Raw genomic sequence first — 16,647 nt, 5'->3', positions numbered from 1 at the left:
GAATCCTTACTTTTAGCAATTGTATTAAACTATCAAACTCAACATCAACATGAAAAAATTTACGTTGGCCCTAATGGTCATCTTAGGTTTGGTGCTTACCAATTGTGACAACAAAAGGGAAGGACAACCAAAAGTATTGGTCTTCTCCAAGACCATGGGTTTTAAACATGCTTCCATACCTGATGGAATTGCAGCACTTCAAAAGCTTGGCTCCGAAAACGGATTTGAAGTGGATACCACCAAAAATGCCGAACTTTTTAATGAAGAAAATTTAAAGCAGTATTCGGCCATTATTTTCTTGAGTACCACCATGAACGTGCTTGACCATAAGCAAGAAGCTGCCTTTGAAAGATATATTCAAGCGGGCGGTGGTTTTGTTGGAATTCATGCCGCAACCGATACGGAATACGATTGGGGTTGGTATACTAAATTGGTTGGGGCCCAGTTTCTTTCGCATCCGGCAGGCACTCCAGAAGCCGATTTTATTATCAAGGACAAAAATTTCATTGCCAACCAACATTTTAAGGATTCGGTTTGGCACCGTAACGATGAAATTTACAATTATAAGAACATCAATCCAGATGTGAATGTAATCATGACCGTTGATGAATCTACCTACGAAGGTGGTAAAAATGGCGATAACCATCCTTTTGCATGGTACCACGAATATGATGGGGGAAGGGCCTTTTACACTGGTGCCGGCCACACATCGGAAAGTTATCAGGAGGATGCATTTTTAAAGCACGTCTTGGGAGGTATCAAATACGCTATTGGCGAAAATAACAATTTGGATTATACGAAGGCCACCACCCAACTTCCGCCTGATTCCAATAGGTTTAGTAAAGTACAATTGGTTGGAGGTGAGTTTTTTGAGCCCACTGAAATGACAATTCTGCCTAATCACGATGTATTAATTGCCCAAAGAAGGGGAGAAGTCTTGCATTTTAATGCGGAAACCGAAGAAATGAAAGAGGTGGCGAAATTGGATGTCTATTTCAAGACGCTTAATACACCTGGTGTTAACGCAGAAGAAGGTTTGATGGGACTACAAAAAGACCCAGATTATGTTAATAACCATTGGGTATACGCATATTACGCCCCAACAGGAGATAAGTGGGTCAACAGACTTTCTCGCTTCAAATTTCAAGATGGCGTTTTTGATATGGAGTCCGAACAAGTTATTATAGATGTGGATTCCCAACGTGAAATTTGCTGCCATACGGGTGGTTCCATCGCCTTTGGGGGAGATGGGTTACTATATCTTTCTACCGGGGATAATTCTACACCCTTCAATGAAAAAGGAGTAAAATATATTAACAGTGGCTTTGCTCCCTTGAACGATTTACCAGACCATGAACAATATGATGCGCGACGATCTTCTGGTAATACCAATGATTTACGCGGTAAGATTTTAAGAATTAAGGTAAAAGAAGACGGTACATATGAGATACCGGAAGGGAACCTATTTCCAGAGGGAACCGAAAAAACAAGACCGGAAATTTATACAATGGGCCATAGAAACCCCTATCGTATTTCTGTAGATCCTAAAAATGGAAACCTTTTTTGGGGTGAAGTTGGGCCGGATGCTGCTAATGATAGTTTGGAAACCCGTGGCCCTAGAGGTTATGATGAAATGAATATGGCCACGGAGGCCGGTAATTTTGGATGGCCTTTGTTTATTGGAAATAATTACGCCTATCGCGATTATGATTATGCTACCGGTAAGAGTGGAGAGGCGTTCAATCCCGAAAAACCAATCAACGATTCTAAATTCAATACTGGTCTGAGAGAATTGCCACCAACCAAACCTGCCTATATTTATTATCCGTATGCTGAAACTTCCTTATTTCCGCAAGTAGGTAGTGGCGGAAGAAATGCCATGGCCGGACCAACGTACTATTCAGATATGTATACCGATGGCGGCGGATTGCCATCATATTATGATGGAAAGACCATTATTTATGAATGGATGCGAGGTTGGATGATGGCTGTAAGTCTTTTTGAAGATGGTACTTTCAATAAAATGGAACCTTTTGCCTCCGATATTCAGTTAAGAAACCTGATTGATATGGAATTAGGGCCTGACGGTAAGATTTACCTTTTGGAATATGGTAGCGGTTGGTTCTCCGCAAATGATGATTCAGGCTTAAGTTATATTGAATATAATGGAGGCAACCGTCCACCAATGATCGATCAATTGATTGTTGAAAAACACACAGGGAAATTACCGTTCGAGGTAACCGCCGAGGTTAAAGCGGAAGATTTAGAAGGTGATGCCGTCAGTTATATTTGGGATTTAGGGAATGGAGAAACTAAGGAAACTTCCGAACCTAAATTGAGTTATACCTATGAGAAAAACGGTGAATTTAAGCTTTCGGTAGAAGTGAAAGACGATAAAGGAGCCAGTTCCAAAAGTAATGCAGAAACCATAGTGGCCGGTAATTCAAGACCTGAAATTACCATCGACTTGCAGGGAGGTAATTCGACCTTCTTTATAGCTGGAACACCTGTAAATTATAAGGTTATGGTTTCCGACCCTGATGGAGATGAAGATATTGATCTAGATAATGTTTTTGTTTCCGTAGACTATATGGAAGGTCTAGACCAAGTGAATCAATCATTGGGACACCAAGAAGTATCTGCTGCGGTAACAGGTAAGGCGTTAACGCAGGGTATGGACTGTAAAGCCTGCCATAAAGAAGCGGAAAAGTCCATTGGACCTAGTTACAGCGAAATCGCAGCTAAGTATATAAAGGACCGTGGAGCGGCAAAGTACATACAGAAGAAAATCGTTTCAGGAGGTTCCGGGGTCTGGGGAGAAGCGGCCATGGCGGCTCACCCTAATATTACCGATGATGAAACAAGGCAGATTGCTGCCTACATCCTGTCCTTGGCAGATACGGATAAAAAAGAGAAGTCATTACCTCTAGAGGGGACTATTGTTCCAAATCCATCACCAAGCGACAATGCTATGATTATTACGGCCAGTTATACGGATAAAGGTAAAAATGGCGTAAAACCTTTAACGGGAGTACAATCTATTGCTTTGCAAGGAAGCACTGTTCCTTTTAAAGAATCAACAAAAGCACAAGGCTTTTCTCCTGTTTCCTTTAACGGAATGGACATGCTGTTATTACCGGATGGAGAAGGATGGTTTGCTCTGGAAAATATTGATTTAAATGGGGTTTCAATGGCAATGGTGACAGCGGGTTGGCAAGAGGCGCCCAAAGATGGTATAGATATGGAGGTAAGACTCAATGCCCCAGATGGTGAATTATTGGGGCAAGGAAGTATGGATGCCCCTGCGGCAGGACAACCGGGTGGCGCAGTAGCCATTCCCTTGAACAAGCCCGTAGATGCCAAAACGGAACAACTATATTTTGTGTATAAACCACGAGAAGGTGTTGCTACCCCTCAAATGGCCATTACAGGCGTAAAATTTACGGGAAAGTAAATTCAATACAATCGCAGAGAATAAAAAAGGGCCGATTTATTTTAAATCGGCCCTTTTTTAATAGATTTTTATAATATCTGATTAATTCCACTTTTTGGATTCCACATAGTAATTTCGATCCACCTCAAGATTGGATATTTTTTCATTGTTAACTTTCATTTCCGCCCATTGGGCAGTAGGTTTTAATTCTAACTCTTTATTTCCAACTTTTATTTTTAGAGGCATTTCAAAGCCATCCACCACATTGTTATATCTATATCTAAAGCCGTTATGGGTGATTTGATATTCTAAAACAGGAATTTTGGTGGTTCTTAAATACTGGTCGAAAACCTTAGATAAATCCAATCCTGAATGCTCGGTAAGGTAGTTTTCAATCTCTTCGGTAGTTACAGTTTTATGATAAAACTCTTTGTTGAGCCCGCGTAAAATTTGCCTCCATTTTTCATCGTCACCTATTAAATATCTAATGGTATGAAGCATATTGGCTCCTTTATAGTACATATCGCCACTGCCTCTTTGGTTGACTCCGTAGGGACCAATTATAGGTTTGTCGTTCTGAATATTGGCTCGGGTGCCTATCACGTAATCCGCAGCGGCTTCTTTACCATGGTAGTAATCGATAAAAATATTTTCGGAGTAGGCCGTAAATCCCTCATGTACCCACATGTCCGCAATGTCTTTGTAGGTAATATTATTCGCAAACCACTCATGACCGGCTTCATGAATGATGATAAAATCAAACTTAAGTCCCCAACCCGTCCCAGAGAGGTCTCTGCCCAAATACCCTTTTTTATATTGATTTCCGTAAGTGACAGAACTTTGGTGTTCCATTCCTAAATAAGGCACCTCCACTAATTTAAAACCATCTTCATAAAAAGGGTAGGGGCCAAACCAATGTTCAAAAGCTTTCATCATTTTAGGAGCATCCTTAAAATGTTCTTTCGCCTTTTCCAAATTATAGGAGAACACGTAATAGTCCATTTGTAAATCTCCTTTTTCGCCTTCAAAAGTTTCCTCAAAATGAACATAGTCGCCAATATTAATATTTACTCCGTAATTGTTGATAGGGTTGACAACTGACCAATGGTAGGTATTTGAATTTTCATCTACTTTGATTAATTGGCCATTGGACACATCCATAAGCCCTTTAGGAGCTTTGATGCGAATGTTCATACTGTCCACTTCATCGTACATATGGTCTTTATTAGGCCACCAAACGCTAGCGCCTAAACCTTGATTGGAGGTGGCTATAAAATGCTTCCCATTCTTATCTTTTTTCCAAGAAAAACCACCGTCCCAAGGTGCTCTTACCGCTTCTTTAGGCTTTCCGGAAAAATGGACTTTTATTTCATTTTCGTCCCCTTTGTTATGTTTTTCGATTAATTCCACGAAATGCGCATTTCCGTTGGAAACCACATTTAAGGACTTCCCGTTCTGAGTTACTTTTTCAATTTTCATGGGAGGTTGTAAATCAACCTGAAGTTTTTGGTGTGGTTCAAGTACTTTATACCGAATAATGTTGCTTCCTGAAATAAATTTTTCATCCGCATCTACATCTACGTATAAATCGTAAAAAGTAAGGTCCCACCAAGCGCGTTCAGGGGTGATGCTGCCCCTTAGGGTATCTTGCTCTGTAAATTCCTGTGCTTGATGTGAAAAGTAAATCAAGGCGAAGGCGGAAAAGAGGGTTAGTTTCAGTTTCATAAATTAGTTCGTTTGCATTTTTCTAAATTGAAGCAGCCCGAAAATAGGACCTAGGGCCAAGACCAAAAATACGAAGTATGCGGGAATGACCGTGGTAAGGTAAGATAGTAGTTCAATACTGAAGATGCTGATGGCAAAGCCGATACAATTGACCAATACCAAGGCGGTTCCCTTCATTTCTGAAGTTACCGTAGAGGCTACCATACTTGAAAACTGGGGAGAGTCTGCCGTAACGGCCATGCCCCAAATACCGAAGAACAGCATAAAAATCCATGTGGGTAAAAAGAAAATAAACGGCGAAAGCAAACAACATAATCCCGATATCCATAAAGAAAAATAGGCTACTTTTTTGCTGGAATAACTTTGGGAAAGATATCCTCCAAAAATGCAGGATACGCCACCAATAGCAATGGCAACGGCAGATAAAACGGATACGGGCAATGTAATTTGATTCATTTTGAGATAGGAATACATGGCGAACGGAATAAAAGCCCAGAAAGCATACAGTTCCCACATGTGCCCAAAATAACCAAAGGCCGCCTTTCGGTAGGATGTAATTTTAAATAAATCAGGTCCAGCCTTTAAATTCAACTTTTTACTCTGTTTTCTAAAAGGTCCGTCAGGGACCAAGGCCCAGAGGAGAATTCCTCCAGCTACCGTGAACCCAGAGGTATATTGTACTACCGAAGTATAGCTAGCTAAATCTAGACTTTTTATAAAGTAGGGTAGGGATTTACCAAAAACTAGCGCACCAACCAAATATCCTAGAGCCTTGCCCAGCCCACTCTCATAGTAGTCCGTAGCAATTTTCATTCCTATGGGATAAATGCCTGCTAAGAAAAAACCTGTTCCAAATCGGGCGCTTAGCAACACCATTTTTGAAAGTTCAGGAAGCAATAGCGATACGTTGCATAAAGCAGCTAGAAGGGCGGAAAACAAGAACACCCTGGAAGGCGAAAATCGGTCGGCAATCATTAGAAGGGCAAAAGTGAGTGTTCCCAATATGAATCCGAATTGCACCGAAGAAAGTATATAACCTTTAAGTTCTTCCCCAAAACCCGTTGCCTGTGCCAATTCCGTCACAATGGAATTACCTGCAAACCAGACGGAGGTGCAGGCAAATTGGGCAATAATTATGATGGGAAGAATGTATGGTTTGGGTTTCAAGTGGTAATTTTTTAGCAGTACTGATTTCATACAAGGGGTTTGTCCCCTTTTGATGGATATTTGGTCGCAATCTGCTGAATATATTACAATATGAAACCTTTCAATTTAAAAAAATAGCCTTCCATTTTTCGGAAGGCTATTTGCATCAAGTTTTTAGTGTCTAATAAACAAATCGGCTTAATAAAGCCCGAACGTTTTTAATACTATCTACATAGTAACGCGCATTGGTTTTTTGTCTACCTACCTTCACGGTAATAGAATCTTCCGGTAGTTCCATAAACATAAATTCATCGGTCCAATCATCTCCAATGGCGAATACAAACTCGTATTGTTCTTCGGCATACATTCTCATGGCAGCCCTACCTTTGTTCACATTGCTGCTTTTGATTTCCATTACCTTATTACCGTTAAGCACACTAAGGTCATCCGTTCCTATAAGACTCGTAAGTACCGTATTGAGTTCTGAAGCTCTTTTTTGGCCAAAATCAGGATCGGTATTACGGTAATGCCAGGCCAAGGAGTAATTTTTTTCTTCGATAAAACTTCCTGGGGTGCGATCCACAAAAGATTCCAATACTGGAAGAATTTTTTCCATCCAGTCTTTTTTAACGTTTTCGAGCATCTTAAACTCTTCCCCATCTCTTGAAATCCATACTCCGTGCTCCACAATCATATTATACTTCTTGTGCAAGAACCATTTGGTAAAGGTCTCCTTGTCCCTACCACTGATTAAGAACATTTCGGTATCTTTTTGATTATTGAGGTTATCCAACAATTCGTAGAGTTCTTCGTCGGGAGCTGCTTTTTGTGGGTCCTTGTGAAAACCGGCAAGGGTACCATCGTAATCAATAAATAGTAACCTCTTACTGGATGATTTATAGGAGTCGATAATGGTATCCATCAAATCTACTGAAAGTCTTCTGGCTACGTGGCTGTGATCCTTGCTTTTCTGGTCTAACAGTGAACTCATAAAATCATTGGCCCATTTTTCAACGTTATAGCGCTCCAACCTTTTTTGCAGAATGGAATTGCGCTCTATCTGTTCTTCTTTCGGCATGTTAATGGCCTCTTTTAGAGCATCTGCCGTTTGCTCAAAATTGTTTGGGTTTACGAGCATCGCTTCGTTCATCTCATTGGCGGAACCTGCCATCTCACTAAGAATAAGCACTCCCGTTTTATCCGTTCTTGTAGCAATATATTCTTTGGCAACTAGGTTCATACCATCGCGAATTGGCGTTAACCACGCAATATCGCAAGTGGTATAGAGGTCGATAAGATTTTCAAACGGCATGGAACGATAAAAGTACCAAATGGGCGTCCAGCTCACTGTAGAAAACTCTCCATTGATACGGCCTACCAATTCATCTACTTCTCTTTTCAATAATTGATATTGAGGTACATTGGAACGGGAAGGTACAGCCAAGATAATCAGTCTTACTTTCTCCTTGTATTCCGGATATTTATTGAGGAAATATTCAAAAGCATTCAGCCTTTTTGCAATTCCCTTAGTATAATCCAAACGGTCTATGGATAGGAAAAATTTGGCGTCTGCCGTTGATTCTTTATGATTATACAAACGGCGTTGCAATTCTGAGAGGTCTTCAGGTGCGGTATCTTCGTTCTTTTTCGCCGCCTCACTGAATTTTTTGTAATCGATACCCATAGGAAACGAATCTACCTTAATAACCCGCTCATCAGAATAAATATCATTAAAACTAACATCGAGCCCCAAAAGTCTGCGTACCGAACTTAAAAAGTGACGCTCATAGTCATAGGTGTGAAAACCTATTAAATCTGATCCTAATAGACCTTCCAGGATTTTTTCCCTCCAGGGTAACGTCCTAAAAATCTCAAAGGAAGGGAATGGAATGTGTAAAAAGAATCCTATAGAAATATCAGGTTTCTGTTCCCGGACCATCTGCGGTACCAACATTAGTTGGTAGTCATGGATCCAAATGGTATCATCATCATCGGCAGCCTCAATAATGGCATCCGCAAATTTTTGGTTTACACTTTTATAAATCTCCCAGTTCTGTAATTCAAACTCGGAATACTCTAAAAAATAATGAAAAAGGGGCCATATGGTTCGATTGCTAAATCCATAGTAAAAGCCATCTACTTCTTTTTCTGTTAGGTTTACCCTTGAAGAGCCGTGTTCTTTTAAGGCAGCATCTATTTTTGGCGATAATTCTTTGGGTATTTCCTCATTGGTAAGTCCGCTCCAACCTATCCATAAACTATCGCCTCCAGAATGCACAGATTTCATTCCGGTAGCTAGACCTCCTACACTTGGAATTGCGGTTATATCTCCGTTGCTAATTTGTAACTGAACGGGTAGTCTATTTGAGATTATGATAGTTTTGCCCATAAATTGGTTTTTTTGCTTTGTTTTGATGTTTATTTCTCTAAATTTCGTGAAAAAGAAGGGCAATAACAATTCAATGCCCATATGAATCAACAATTTTATTGAATGGATAATTTAGACTATGGAATTATAGGGAATTGTAGGAGTGCAGCAGTAATTTCAAAAATGGGAAGTGTTGATTGGTGCTGTTTGCCAGAATTTGATTCTTCATCTGTTTTTGCCAAGTTATTGGACGAAAAAATAGGTGGAAGTTTCGGTTTTGAAGTAGACGAAGCTTACGAAATTACCCAAACCTACGTTGAAAACACGGCCATCTTATGTACCAAATATGAAAATGGGGAGGATGTGTTTGAAGTGTATGATTTTATGCCCCGTTACCATCTTACCGCCGGAGGTTATCATTCACCTCCCGAAATCGTACGGTTCATAAAATATATCTCCGGAAAGCCTAAGGTTAAAGTTCTATATGACCCCAAATTGGAATATGCCATAGGGGAGACCAAAACTTACGTAAAACATAACTTTATTGCGAGCCTTACCCACGCGGAGAAATTCGACACAGTTTTTTTATATACTTCCTTCAACAAAAATGCGGTTGTAGAAGGTCGCGAAATTGAAATTACCGAGGATGGCTATTTTTTATTGGGCTACAATGAAAAAATACTTCTTCCCAATACCGAAAAGGTATATCTAGACTTGGAAAGAACCAAGGTGTATTGGTTGAACTGGAGCAATAACACCCCAAATTACAGGAAGTACAATGCTGAAATTAGTAGGAGTGCCATTACCCTAAAACTCCTCAGTTACGATAAAACAGGGGCCGTTCTTGCGGCAGCGACTACTTCATTACCCGAAACCATAGGTGAGGTACGTAATTGGGATTATCGTTTTTGTTGGATTAGGGATGCCTCTATGGTCGTAAAGGTGGTTAGCGAATTGGGACATAAAAATGTGGCCAAAAGATACCTTCAGTTTATTATTGATTTGATTCCGGATAAGGATGAAAAGCTACAGATTATGTACGGAATCAATAAAGAGAAAAAACTGACCGAAGAAACCCTTGACCATTTAAGTGGATACGAAGGCTCAAAGCCCGTAAGAGTAGGTAATGCAGCCTATATCCAAAGGCAAAATGATATTTACGGTATTCTTATGGATGTCATTTATGAAAATCTACATAAGTTCAGTACAGATATTGCCAATGGAGAGGATATTTGGAGTATTACCAAAGGCATTGTTTGGATTGTTGATAAGCATTGGAAAGAAGCTGATAAAGGTATTTGGGAATTTAGGTCCGAAGATCGCCATTTCACCTTTTCGAAGGTTTTATGCTGGACGGCCATTGATAGGGCAATAAAAGTGGCCAAAATTTTCAACAAACACCATAAAATTGAAAAATGGAAGCCTTTAAGGGATGAAATTTGGGCAGATATTTATGAAAATGCTTGGAATGAAGAAGTACAGGCCTTTACGCAGTCTTATGGGTCCAAACACTTAGATGCATCGGTGTTATTGATGGAGTCGTACGGTTGTATTGATGCCAAACACGAAAAATATGTAAGTACGGTAGAAGCTATTGAACGGGAGTTGAGTAACGACGGATTGTTATACAGATATAAAAATGAAGATGACTTTGGACTTCCGTCCTCATCATTCACCGTTTGTACTTTTTGGTTTGTGAACAGTCTTTTTAAGATAGGTCAAGAAGAAAAGGCGATGGAGTATTTTGATAGACTTTTGAGTTACAGCAATCATCTTGGTCTTTTCAGTGAAGACATTGATTTTAAGACCAAGCGTTTATTGGGTAATTTCCCACAGGCATATTCGCATTTGGCCCTTATTGAATGCGCCATTAATTTCTCGAATAAGCATAGTGACGAAAAGATTTTAGAATCTATGAGAGAGTAAGTAACTAGCGATTATGAATGAACAAATAAAAAAAGCGTCCTTAATTAGGACGCTTTTTTGTGTGATGTACACTTATTTGAATTAGTCAAAAGTATATCCATTGTCTGCTGCCACTTTATCGGCAATTTGATTGCGCAGTGCCACTACATTTGGATTGTTGGTGTACTTGGTAAATCTCTTTAGACCCATCAACATCATGCGTTGCTCATCTCCTTCCGCAAACGAAATGATAGCTTCTTTTCCTTTTCTTATGATAGTTTCGGTGGCATTGTACAAGTATAGCTGTGCCATAGCAATTTGCGGCCCCTGATTTTCTTCACCAAAGCGCTTCGCATTCTTTTCAGTTCGTAGCAAAGTACTTTCTGCCATATAAATTTCAATCAAAATGTCAGCTGCTGATAACATCAATTGTTGGTGTTGCTCTAATTCTGGACCAAATTTCTGAACGGCACTTCCGGCAACCATTAAAAATACTTTCTTTAGGCGGCCCAAAAGGTCTTTTTCTTCGGAAAACAATTCTGAAAAATCTGGCGTGTCAAATGAAGGAATTCCCATTAACTCATCAGCAACGGCGGTAGCCGGCCCTAATAAGTCAACGTGGCCTTTCATGGCTTTTTTAACCAACATGCCTACGGAGAGCATTCTGTTGATTTCATTGGTTCCTTCGTAAATTCTAGCAATTCGGGCATCTCTCCATGCCTTTTCCATTGGCGCATCGGCACTGAAGCCCATTCCTCCAAAGATTTGAACCCCTTCATCAGTAGTCTGTTGTACATCTTCAGAAACGGCAACTTTCAAGATAGAGCATTCAATGGCATATTCCTCAACACCTTTTAACTCCGCCTCTTGGTGACTGTTTCCATCCGCTTGGCGAATGGCAATACGGTCTTCAATATTTTTAGCGGCCCTGTAACAAGCAGATTCACCTGCGTAGGTATTAACGGCCATATCGGCAATTTTTGCCTTAATGGCGCCAAAGTTGATAATCGGAGTTTTAAACTGAACTCTTTCGTTCGCATATTTCACACCCTCGGTTACAACCCGTCTTTGGGCTTCCAAACAAGCGGCAGCTAGTTTAATTCTACCTACATTCAATGCGTTCATGGCTATTTTAAAACCATTGCCACGCTCCGAAAGCATGTTTTCTACAGGTACCTTGGTTTCGTTGAAAAATACCTGTCGGGTAGAAGAGGAGTGAATACCTAATTTTTTTTCCTCGTCGCCAAGGCTAATGCCGTTACTAGGGTCATTTTCAACAATGAAACCGGTGATATTTTTATCGTCTTCAATTCTAGCAAAAACAATAAATAGGTTACAGAATCCCGCATTGGAAATCCACATCTTTTGTCCGGTGATGGAGTAATGCTTGCCATCTTCAGACAACACGGCTTTGGTTTTACCAGAATTGGCATCCGATCCCGCTCCCGGCTCCGTTAAGCAATAAGCCCCGAACCACTCTCCAGAAGCCAATTTAGGCACGTACTTCATTTTTTGTTCTTCAGAACCATAAAGGGTAATTGGCATGGTTCCAATTCCTGTGTGTGCGCCAAATGCGGTACTGAAGGAACCCGTAGCTCCAGAGATATAATCACAAACCAACATGGTGGAAACAAATCCCATGCCCATTCCCTCATATTTTTCAGGAACGGCCACACTTAGAAGCCCCAATTCTCCGGCTTCCCGCATACACTCTTCGGTATAAGCGTAGTCTTTCTTCTCAAAGCGTTCCCAATGCGCCCAAAGTTTTCGGTCTACAAACTCTTTGGTACTATCGCGCATCATGCGTTGCTCTTCGTTGAGGTCTTCCAAAGTAAAAATATCCTCACACTTGGTTTCCTTGACCAAGAATTGTCCACCTCGTAATAAATTGTCTTGTTGTATTGTTTCCGTACTCATCTTATTAGTTTTAGTAGTTCTTTAAATCTTAAGATTAATTGTAATATCTCTCCTAAATCCTTAAGAAAGAAACTCAAAAATACCAGCGGCTCCTTGTCCAGTTCCAACGCACATGGTAACCAAACCGTGTTTGCCTTGCATGTTCCTTTTTCGCATTTCATCGAATAATTGAACGGAAAGCTTTCCTCCGGTGCACCCTAAAGGGTGACCCAATGCAATCGCACCACCATTTACATTAACGATGTCATTATTAAGGCCTAATTCCCTAATAACGGCAATGGACTGAGAAGCAAATGCTTCGTTTAGTTCTATCAATTCGATATCTTCCTGCTTAAGGCCTGCTTGTTTTAATGCCTTTGGAACTGCCTTTACAGGACCAATTCCCATAATTCTGGGTTCCACACCGGCAGCGGCGTAACTTACCAAACGGGCTTCAGGCTCTAGGTTCAATTCTTTTACCATTTCCTCACTCATCACCATCACAAAGGCGGCACCGTCACTGGTTTGGGAAGAGTTTCCGGCCGTAACACTACCATTGGCTGCGAATACCGGTCTTAGTTTGGCCAAAGCTTCTAGAGAAGTTCCTTTTCTAGGCCCCTCATCCTTAGTAACCGTATATTTTTTAGTGGCTTTTTTACCGTTGTTGTCAATATATGTCTGTTCCACTTCTATAGGAACAATTTGATCCTGAAAACGGTCTTCGGCCTGAGCTTTTAAGGCTTTCATATGGGAATTAAAAGCAAATTTATCTTGGTCTTCCCGAGAAACTTTAAACTCCTGTGCTACCGCTTCAGCGGTATTTCCCATTCCCCAATAATAATCTTCATGCCCAGATTTCACCAAATCATAATTCAGTTCTGTTTTAAAGCCGGTCATAGGAACCGAGCTCATACTTTCCACCCCTCCGGCAATGATACAATCGGCCATTCCAGATTGAATTTTAGCGGTAGCGATACCGATGGTTTCCAGTCCCGAGGAACAAAAACGGTTAACCGTCACTCCTGGGACATCCACAATATCCAATCCCATTAGGGAAATTAACCGACCCATATTGAGCCCTTGAGAACCTTCTGGCATGGCGTTACCTACGATGACATCATCGATTCTCTTTTTATCGAAATCGGGCAATTTGCCCATAAGATATTCAATTGTCTCTGCCGCTAGTTCATCGGCTCTTTTAAAACGGAATCCGCCTCTTCCAGATTTACCGACCGCTGTTCTATATCCTTTAACTATATATGCTGTTTTCATTATCTTTTATTTTGACTTAGGACGATTTGACGTAAGACTTATGACTAGTTATTCAAGCTTTCCATAAAACGTGAAATCATTCCTTGTAATGATTGAATTTTTTGTTCAAGAATTATAAAGTTATCATCGGGTACGTAATTAACCTCATTTGCAATTATCAATTGAGTTTTCCATTCAAATGCTGAGCCCAAAGCTGTTTCCAAATATTGTAAAAAGTGTTTTGTAGATTTTCTACTTGTCCCCTCAGCGATGTTAGAAGGAATTGAAACGGAACATCTCTGTATTTGACTGGCTAATGCAAACATTTCTGATTTAGGAAATTGATTTGTCAATTTGTATGTTTCCTTGACAACATCCATTCCTTCGCTCCAGATTTTAAGTTTTCTAAAATTATGATTAGCTGCCATAGTCTTACGTCCTACGTCTTAAGTCCTTTTTAAACTAAATTATTCACATCTAACAACTCACTACTGTTGTTATCAATTCCTCAAAGGTTTACCGGTTTTTAGCATGTGCTGTATACGCTCCAAGGTCTTTCTTTCAGTGCAAAGTGACAAAAAGGCCTCCCTTTCCAAATCAAGAAGGTATTGCTCGCTAACATAACTAGGCTCTGACAAGTCCCCACCAGCCATTACATAGGCCAATTTGTTGGCAATTTTCTTATCGTGCTCACTAATATATCTGCTGGCTTCCATAGAATCTGTTCCTACCAAGAACATACCCAAGGCCTGCTTTCCTAAAACCTTAATATCCTTTCGTTTAACAGGTTTGGTATATCCTGACTCCGCCATAAGCTTTGCGTGCGCTTTGGCAGTAGCAATTTGCCTGTCTTTGTTTACGACTACAATATCCTTTCCATGTTGAAGAATACCTAAATCATAGGCTTCATAGGCAGAGGTAGAAACTTTGGCCATACCAATGGTCAAAAAGTACTCTTGTAGCACATTCAACTCCACATCATTTTTCTTGAAAGTATCTTGAGCTCGTAATGCAAACTCTTTGGAGCCTCCACCACCAGGAATTACCCCTACGCCAAATTCAACCAAACCAATATAAGTTTCGGCGGCAGCAACCACTTTATCGGCGTGTAGCGAAAGTTCGCATCCGCCCCCTAAAGTCATTCCGTGGGGTGCCGATACCGTTGGTATGGATGAATATCTCATGCGCATCATCGTGTCCTGAAACATCTTAATGGCCATGTTCAATTCATCGTACTCCTGTTCAACGGCCATCATAAATATCATTCCGATATTGGCTCCTACAGAAAAATTGGCTGCTTGGTTACCCACTACAAGACCCTGATAGTCTTTTTCGGCAAGGTCGATTGCCTTGTTCAGTCCGCTAAGGACATCCCCACCAATGGTATTCATCTTGGACTGAAATTCCACATTCAAAATGCCGTCTCCCAAATCCTCTACAACTACACCACTATTTTTAAAAACTTCCTTGCTTTTACGAATGTTATCAAGAATAATGAAAGCGTCTTGACCTGGCACCTTTTCCATGGACTTTTTGGAAATATCATAGAAATAAGTGGCTCCATCTTTCACGGAGTAAAACGAGGTAATTCCTGCCGATTGCATTTCTGAAACCCAGTTGGCGGCGTCTAAATTCTCTGCTTTTATAAATTCGAGCCCTTTTTCGAGTCCAACGGCATCCCAAATTTGAAAGGGACCGTGTTCCCAGCCAAAGCCGGCTTTCATCGCATCGTCAATTTTGTATAGGTCATCCGAGATTTCAGGAATACGGTGAGATACGTAGGCGAACAATTGACCAAAGCTCTTACGATAAAACTCACCCGCTTTGTCTTTTCCGCCGGTTAAAATGGCAAAACGATCAATTACCTTATCTACCGTTTTGGTCAGTTCTAAGGTTGCAAACTTGGCACTTTTTTTAGACCTATAGTCCATAGTATCTAAATCCAAGGTCAAGATTTCACTTTTACCTTTATCGTCTTTCACTTTTTTATAGAAACCTTGCCCGGTTTTACTTCCCAACCATTTGTTTTCCATCATTGTTTTGATGAAATCTGGAAGTTTGAACAAATCATGACGTTCGTCGTTCGGGCAGTTATCATAGATGCCATTGGCTACGTGAACCAAGGTATCCAAACCTACGACATCAACCGTTCTGAAGGTAGCCGATTTAGGTCTGCCAATGACGGGACCTGTAAGCTTATCTACCTCCTCTACGGTCATTCCCATTTCCTTCACCATGTGGAAAAGACTTTGGATGCTGAAAATACCTATTCGGTTCCCTATAAATGCTGGGGTATCTTTGGCGACCACTGAAGTCTTTCCAAGAAATTTTTCCCCGTAACCGTTCAGAAAATCGAGCACTTCGGGTGAAGTATTTGGTCCCGGAATTATTTCAAAAAGCTTGAGATACCGGGCAGGATTGAAAAAGTGCGTACCACAGAAGTGTTTTTGAAAATCTTCACTTCGTCCTTCGGACATAAATTTAATGGGAATTCCGGAAGTATTTGAAGTAATCAATGTTCCCGGAGTTCTGTGCTTTTCCAGGTTTTCAAAAACCTGTTTTTTTATGTCCAACCTTTCTACTACCACTTCAATGATCCAATCTACTTTGGAGACTTTAGCAATGTCATCTTCCAAATTTCCTGTAGTAATCCTAGAGGCAAATTTCTGATGGTAGATAGGGGAGGGCTTAGATTTTAAAGCCGCATTTAGTGAATCATTGACCAATCTGTTACGGACTACCTTATCGTCTAAAGTGAGTCCTTTAGCCTTTTCGGCCTCGGTAAGTTCGCGAGGTACGATATCGAGAAGTAAGACTTCAACCCCAATATTGGCAAAATGACAAGCAATTCCGCTTCCCATAATACCGGATCCGATAACCGCTACTTTATTAATGTGTTTGTTCACTTTTAAAAATGTTTATA

At 40.5% G+C, this 16,647-nt stretch carries 9 protein-coding genes; 2 read left to right on the top strand and 7 right to left on the bottom strand.

Annotation, left to right across the window (positions count from 1 at the left end):
* The first annotated feature begins 49 nt into the window (after positions 1 to 49).
* Positions 50 to 3,454: a ThuA domain-containing protein gene (locus tag IL355_RS09030; protein ID WP_192461835.1), complete on the top strand. Its 3,405-nt coding sequence runs from the start codon at positions 50 to 52 to the stop codon at positions 3,452 to 3,454.
* An 81-nt stretch (positions 3,455 to 3,535) separates the two neighbouring features.
* Here the strand turns inward: IL355_RS09030 and IL355_RS09025 are convergent, their stop codons facing one another.
* The 3 genes from IL355_RS09025 to IL355_RS09015 all read right to left on the bottom strand — a co-directional run bounded on the left by IL355_RS09025 (position 3,536) and on the right by IL355_RS09015 (position 8,693).
* Positions 3,536 to 5,158: a M1 family metallopeptidase gene (locus tag IL355_RS09025; RefSeq protein WP_192461834.1), complete on the bottom strand. Its 1,623-nt coding sequence runs from the start codon at positions 5,156 to 5,158 to the stop codon at positions 3,536 to 3,538.
* Between the two features lie 3 nt (positions 5,159 to 5,161).
* A complete protein-coding gene (locus tag IL355_RS09020; RefSeq protein WP_192461833.1) occupies positions 5,162 to 6,355 on the bottom strand; it encodes an MFS transporter in 1,194 nt (397 codons plus the stop codon).
* 130 nt (positions 6,356 to 6,485) lie between these two features.
* Positions 6,486 to 8,693 carry a bifunctional alpha,alpha-trehalose-phosphate synthase (UDP-forming)/trehalose-phosphatase gene (locus IL355_RS09015; protein ID WP_192461832.1) on the bottom strand — a complete coding sequence of 736 codons (2,208 nt, stop codon included), beginning with the start codon at positions 8,691 to 8,693 and terminating at the stop codon, positions 6,486 to 6,488.
* A 102-nt stretch (positions 8,694 to 8,795) separates the two neighbouring features.
* Here IL355_RS09015 and IL355_RS09010 point away from each other — a divergent pair, with 102 nt between their 5' ends.
* Positions 8,796 to 10,598 (top strand): glycoside hydrolase family 15 protein, encoded by a 1,803-nt coding sequence (locus IL355_RS09010; RefSeq protein WP_192461831.1) that lies wholly within the window; start codon positions 8,796 to 8,798, stop codon positions 10,596 to 10,598.
* An 81-nt stretch (positions 10,599 to 10,679) separates the two neighbouring features.
* Here the strand turns inward: IL355_RS09010 and IL355_RS09005 are convergent, their stop codons facing one another.
* The 4 genes from IL355_RS09005 to IL355_RS08990 form a co-directional block, all read right to left on the bottom strand.
* On the bottom strand, positions 10,680 to 12,494 hold the full coding sequence (locus IL355_RS09005; RefSeq protein ID WP_192461830.1) for an acyl-CoA dehydrogenase family protein: 1,815 nt from the start codon (positions 12,492 to 12,494) through the stop codon (positions 10,680 to 10,682).
* Between the two features lie 60 nt (positions 12,495 to 12,554).
* Positions 12,555 to 13,745: a thiolase family protein gene (locus IL355_RS09000; protein WP_192461829.1), complete on the bottom strand. Its 1,191-nt coding sequence runs from the start codon at positions 13,743 to 13,745 to the stop codon at positions 12,555 to 12,557.
* A gap of 44 nt (positions 13,746 to 13,789) precedes the next feature.
* Positions 13,790 to 14,152 carry a four helix bundle protein gene (locus IL355_RS08995; RefSeq protein ID WP_192461828.1) on the bottom strand — a complete coding sequence of 121 codons (363 nt, stop codon included), beginning with the start codon at positions 14,150 to 14,152 and terminating at the stop codon, positions 13,790 to 13,792.
* Positions 14,153 to 14,224: 72 nt separating this feature from the next.
* Positions 14,225 to 16,630, bottom strand: coding sequence for a 3-hydroxyacyl-CoA dehydrogenase/enoyl-CoA hydratase family protein (locus IL355_RS08990; protein WP_192461827.1), 2,406 nt, complete (start codon positions 16,628 to 16,630; stop codon positions 14,225 to 14,227).
* Between the last annotated feature and the right edge of the window lie 17 nt (positions 16,631 to 16,647).

The sequence above is a fragment of the Euzebyella saccharophila genome, assembly GCF_014855495.1.
Taxonomy (GTDB): Bacteria; Bacteroidota; Bacteroidia; order Flavobacteriales; family Flavobacteriaceae; genus Euzebyella; species Euzebyella saccharophila.
The sequence above is the reverse complement of the archived record's forward strand: the minus strand, read 5'-3'. Positions and strand labels throughout refer to the sequence as shown.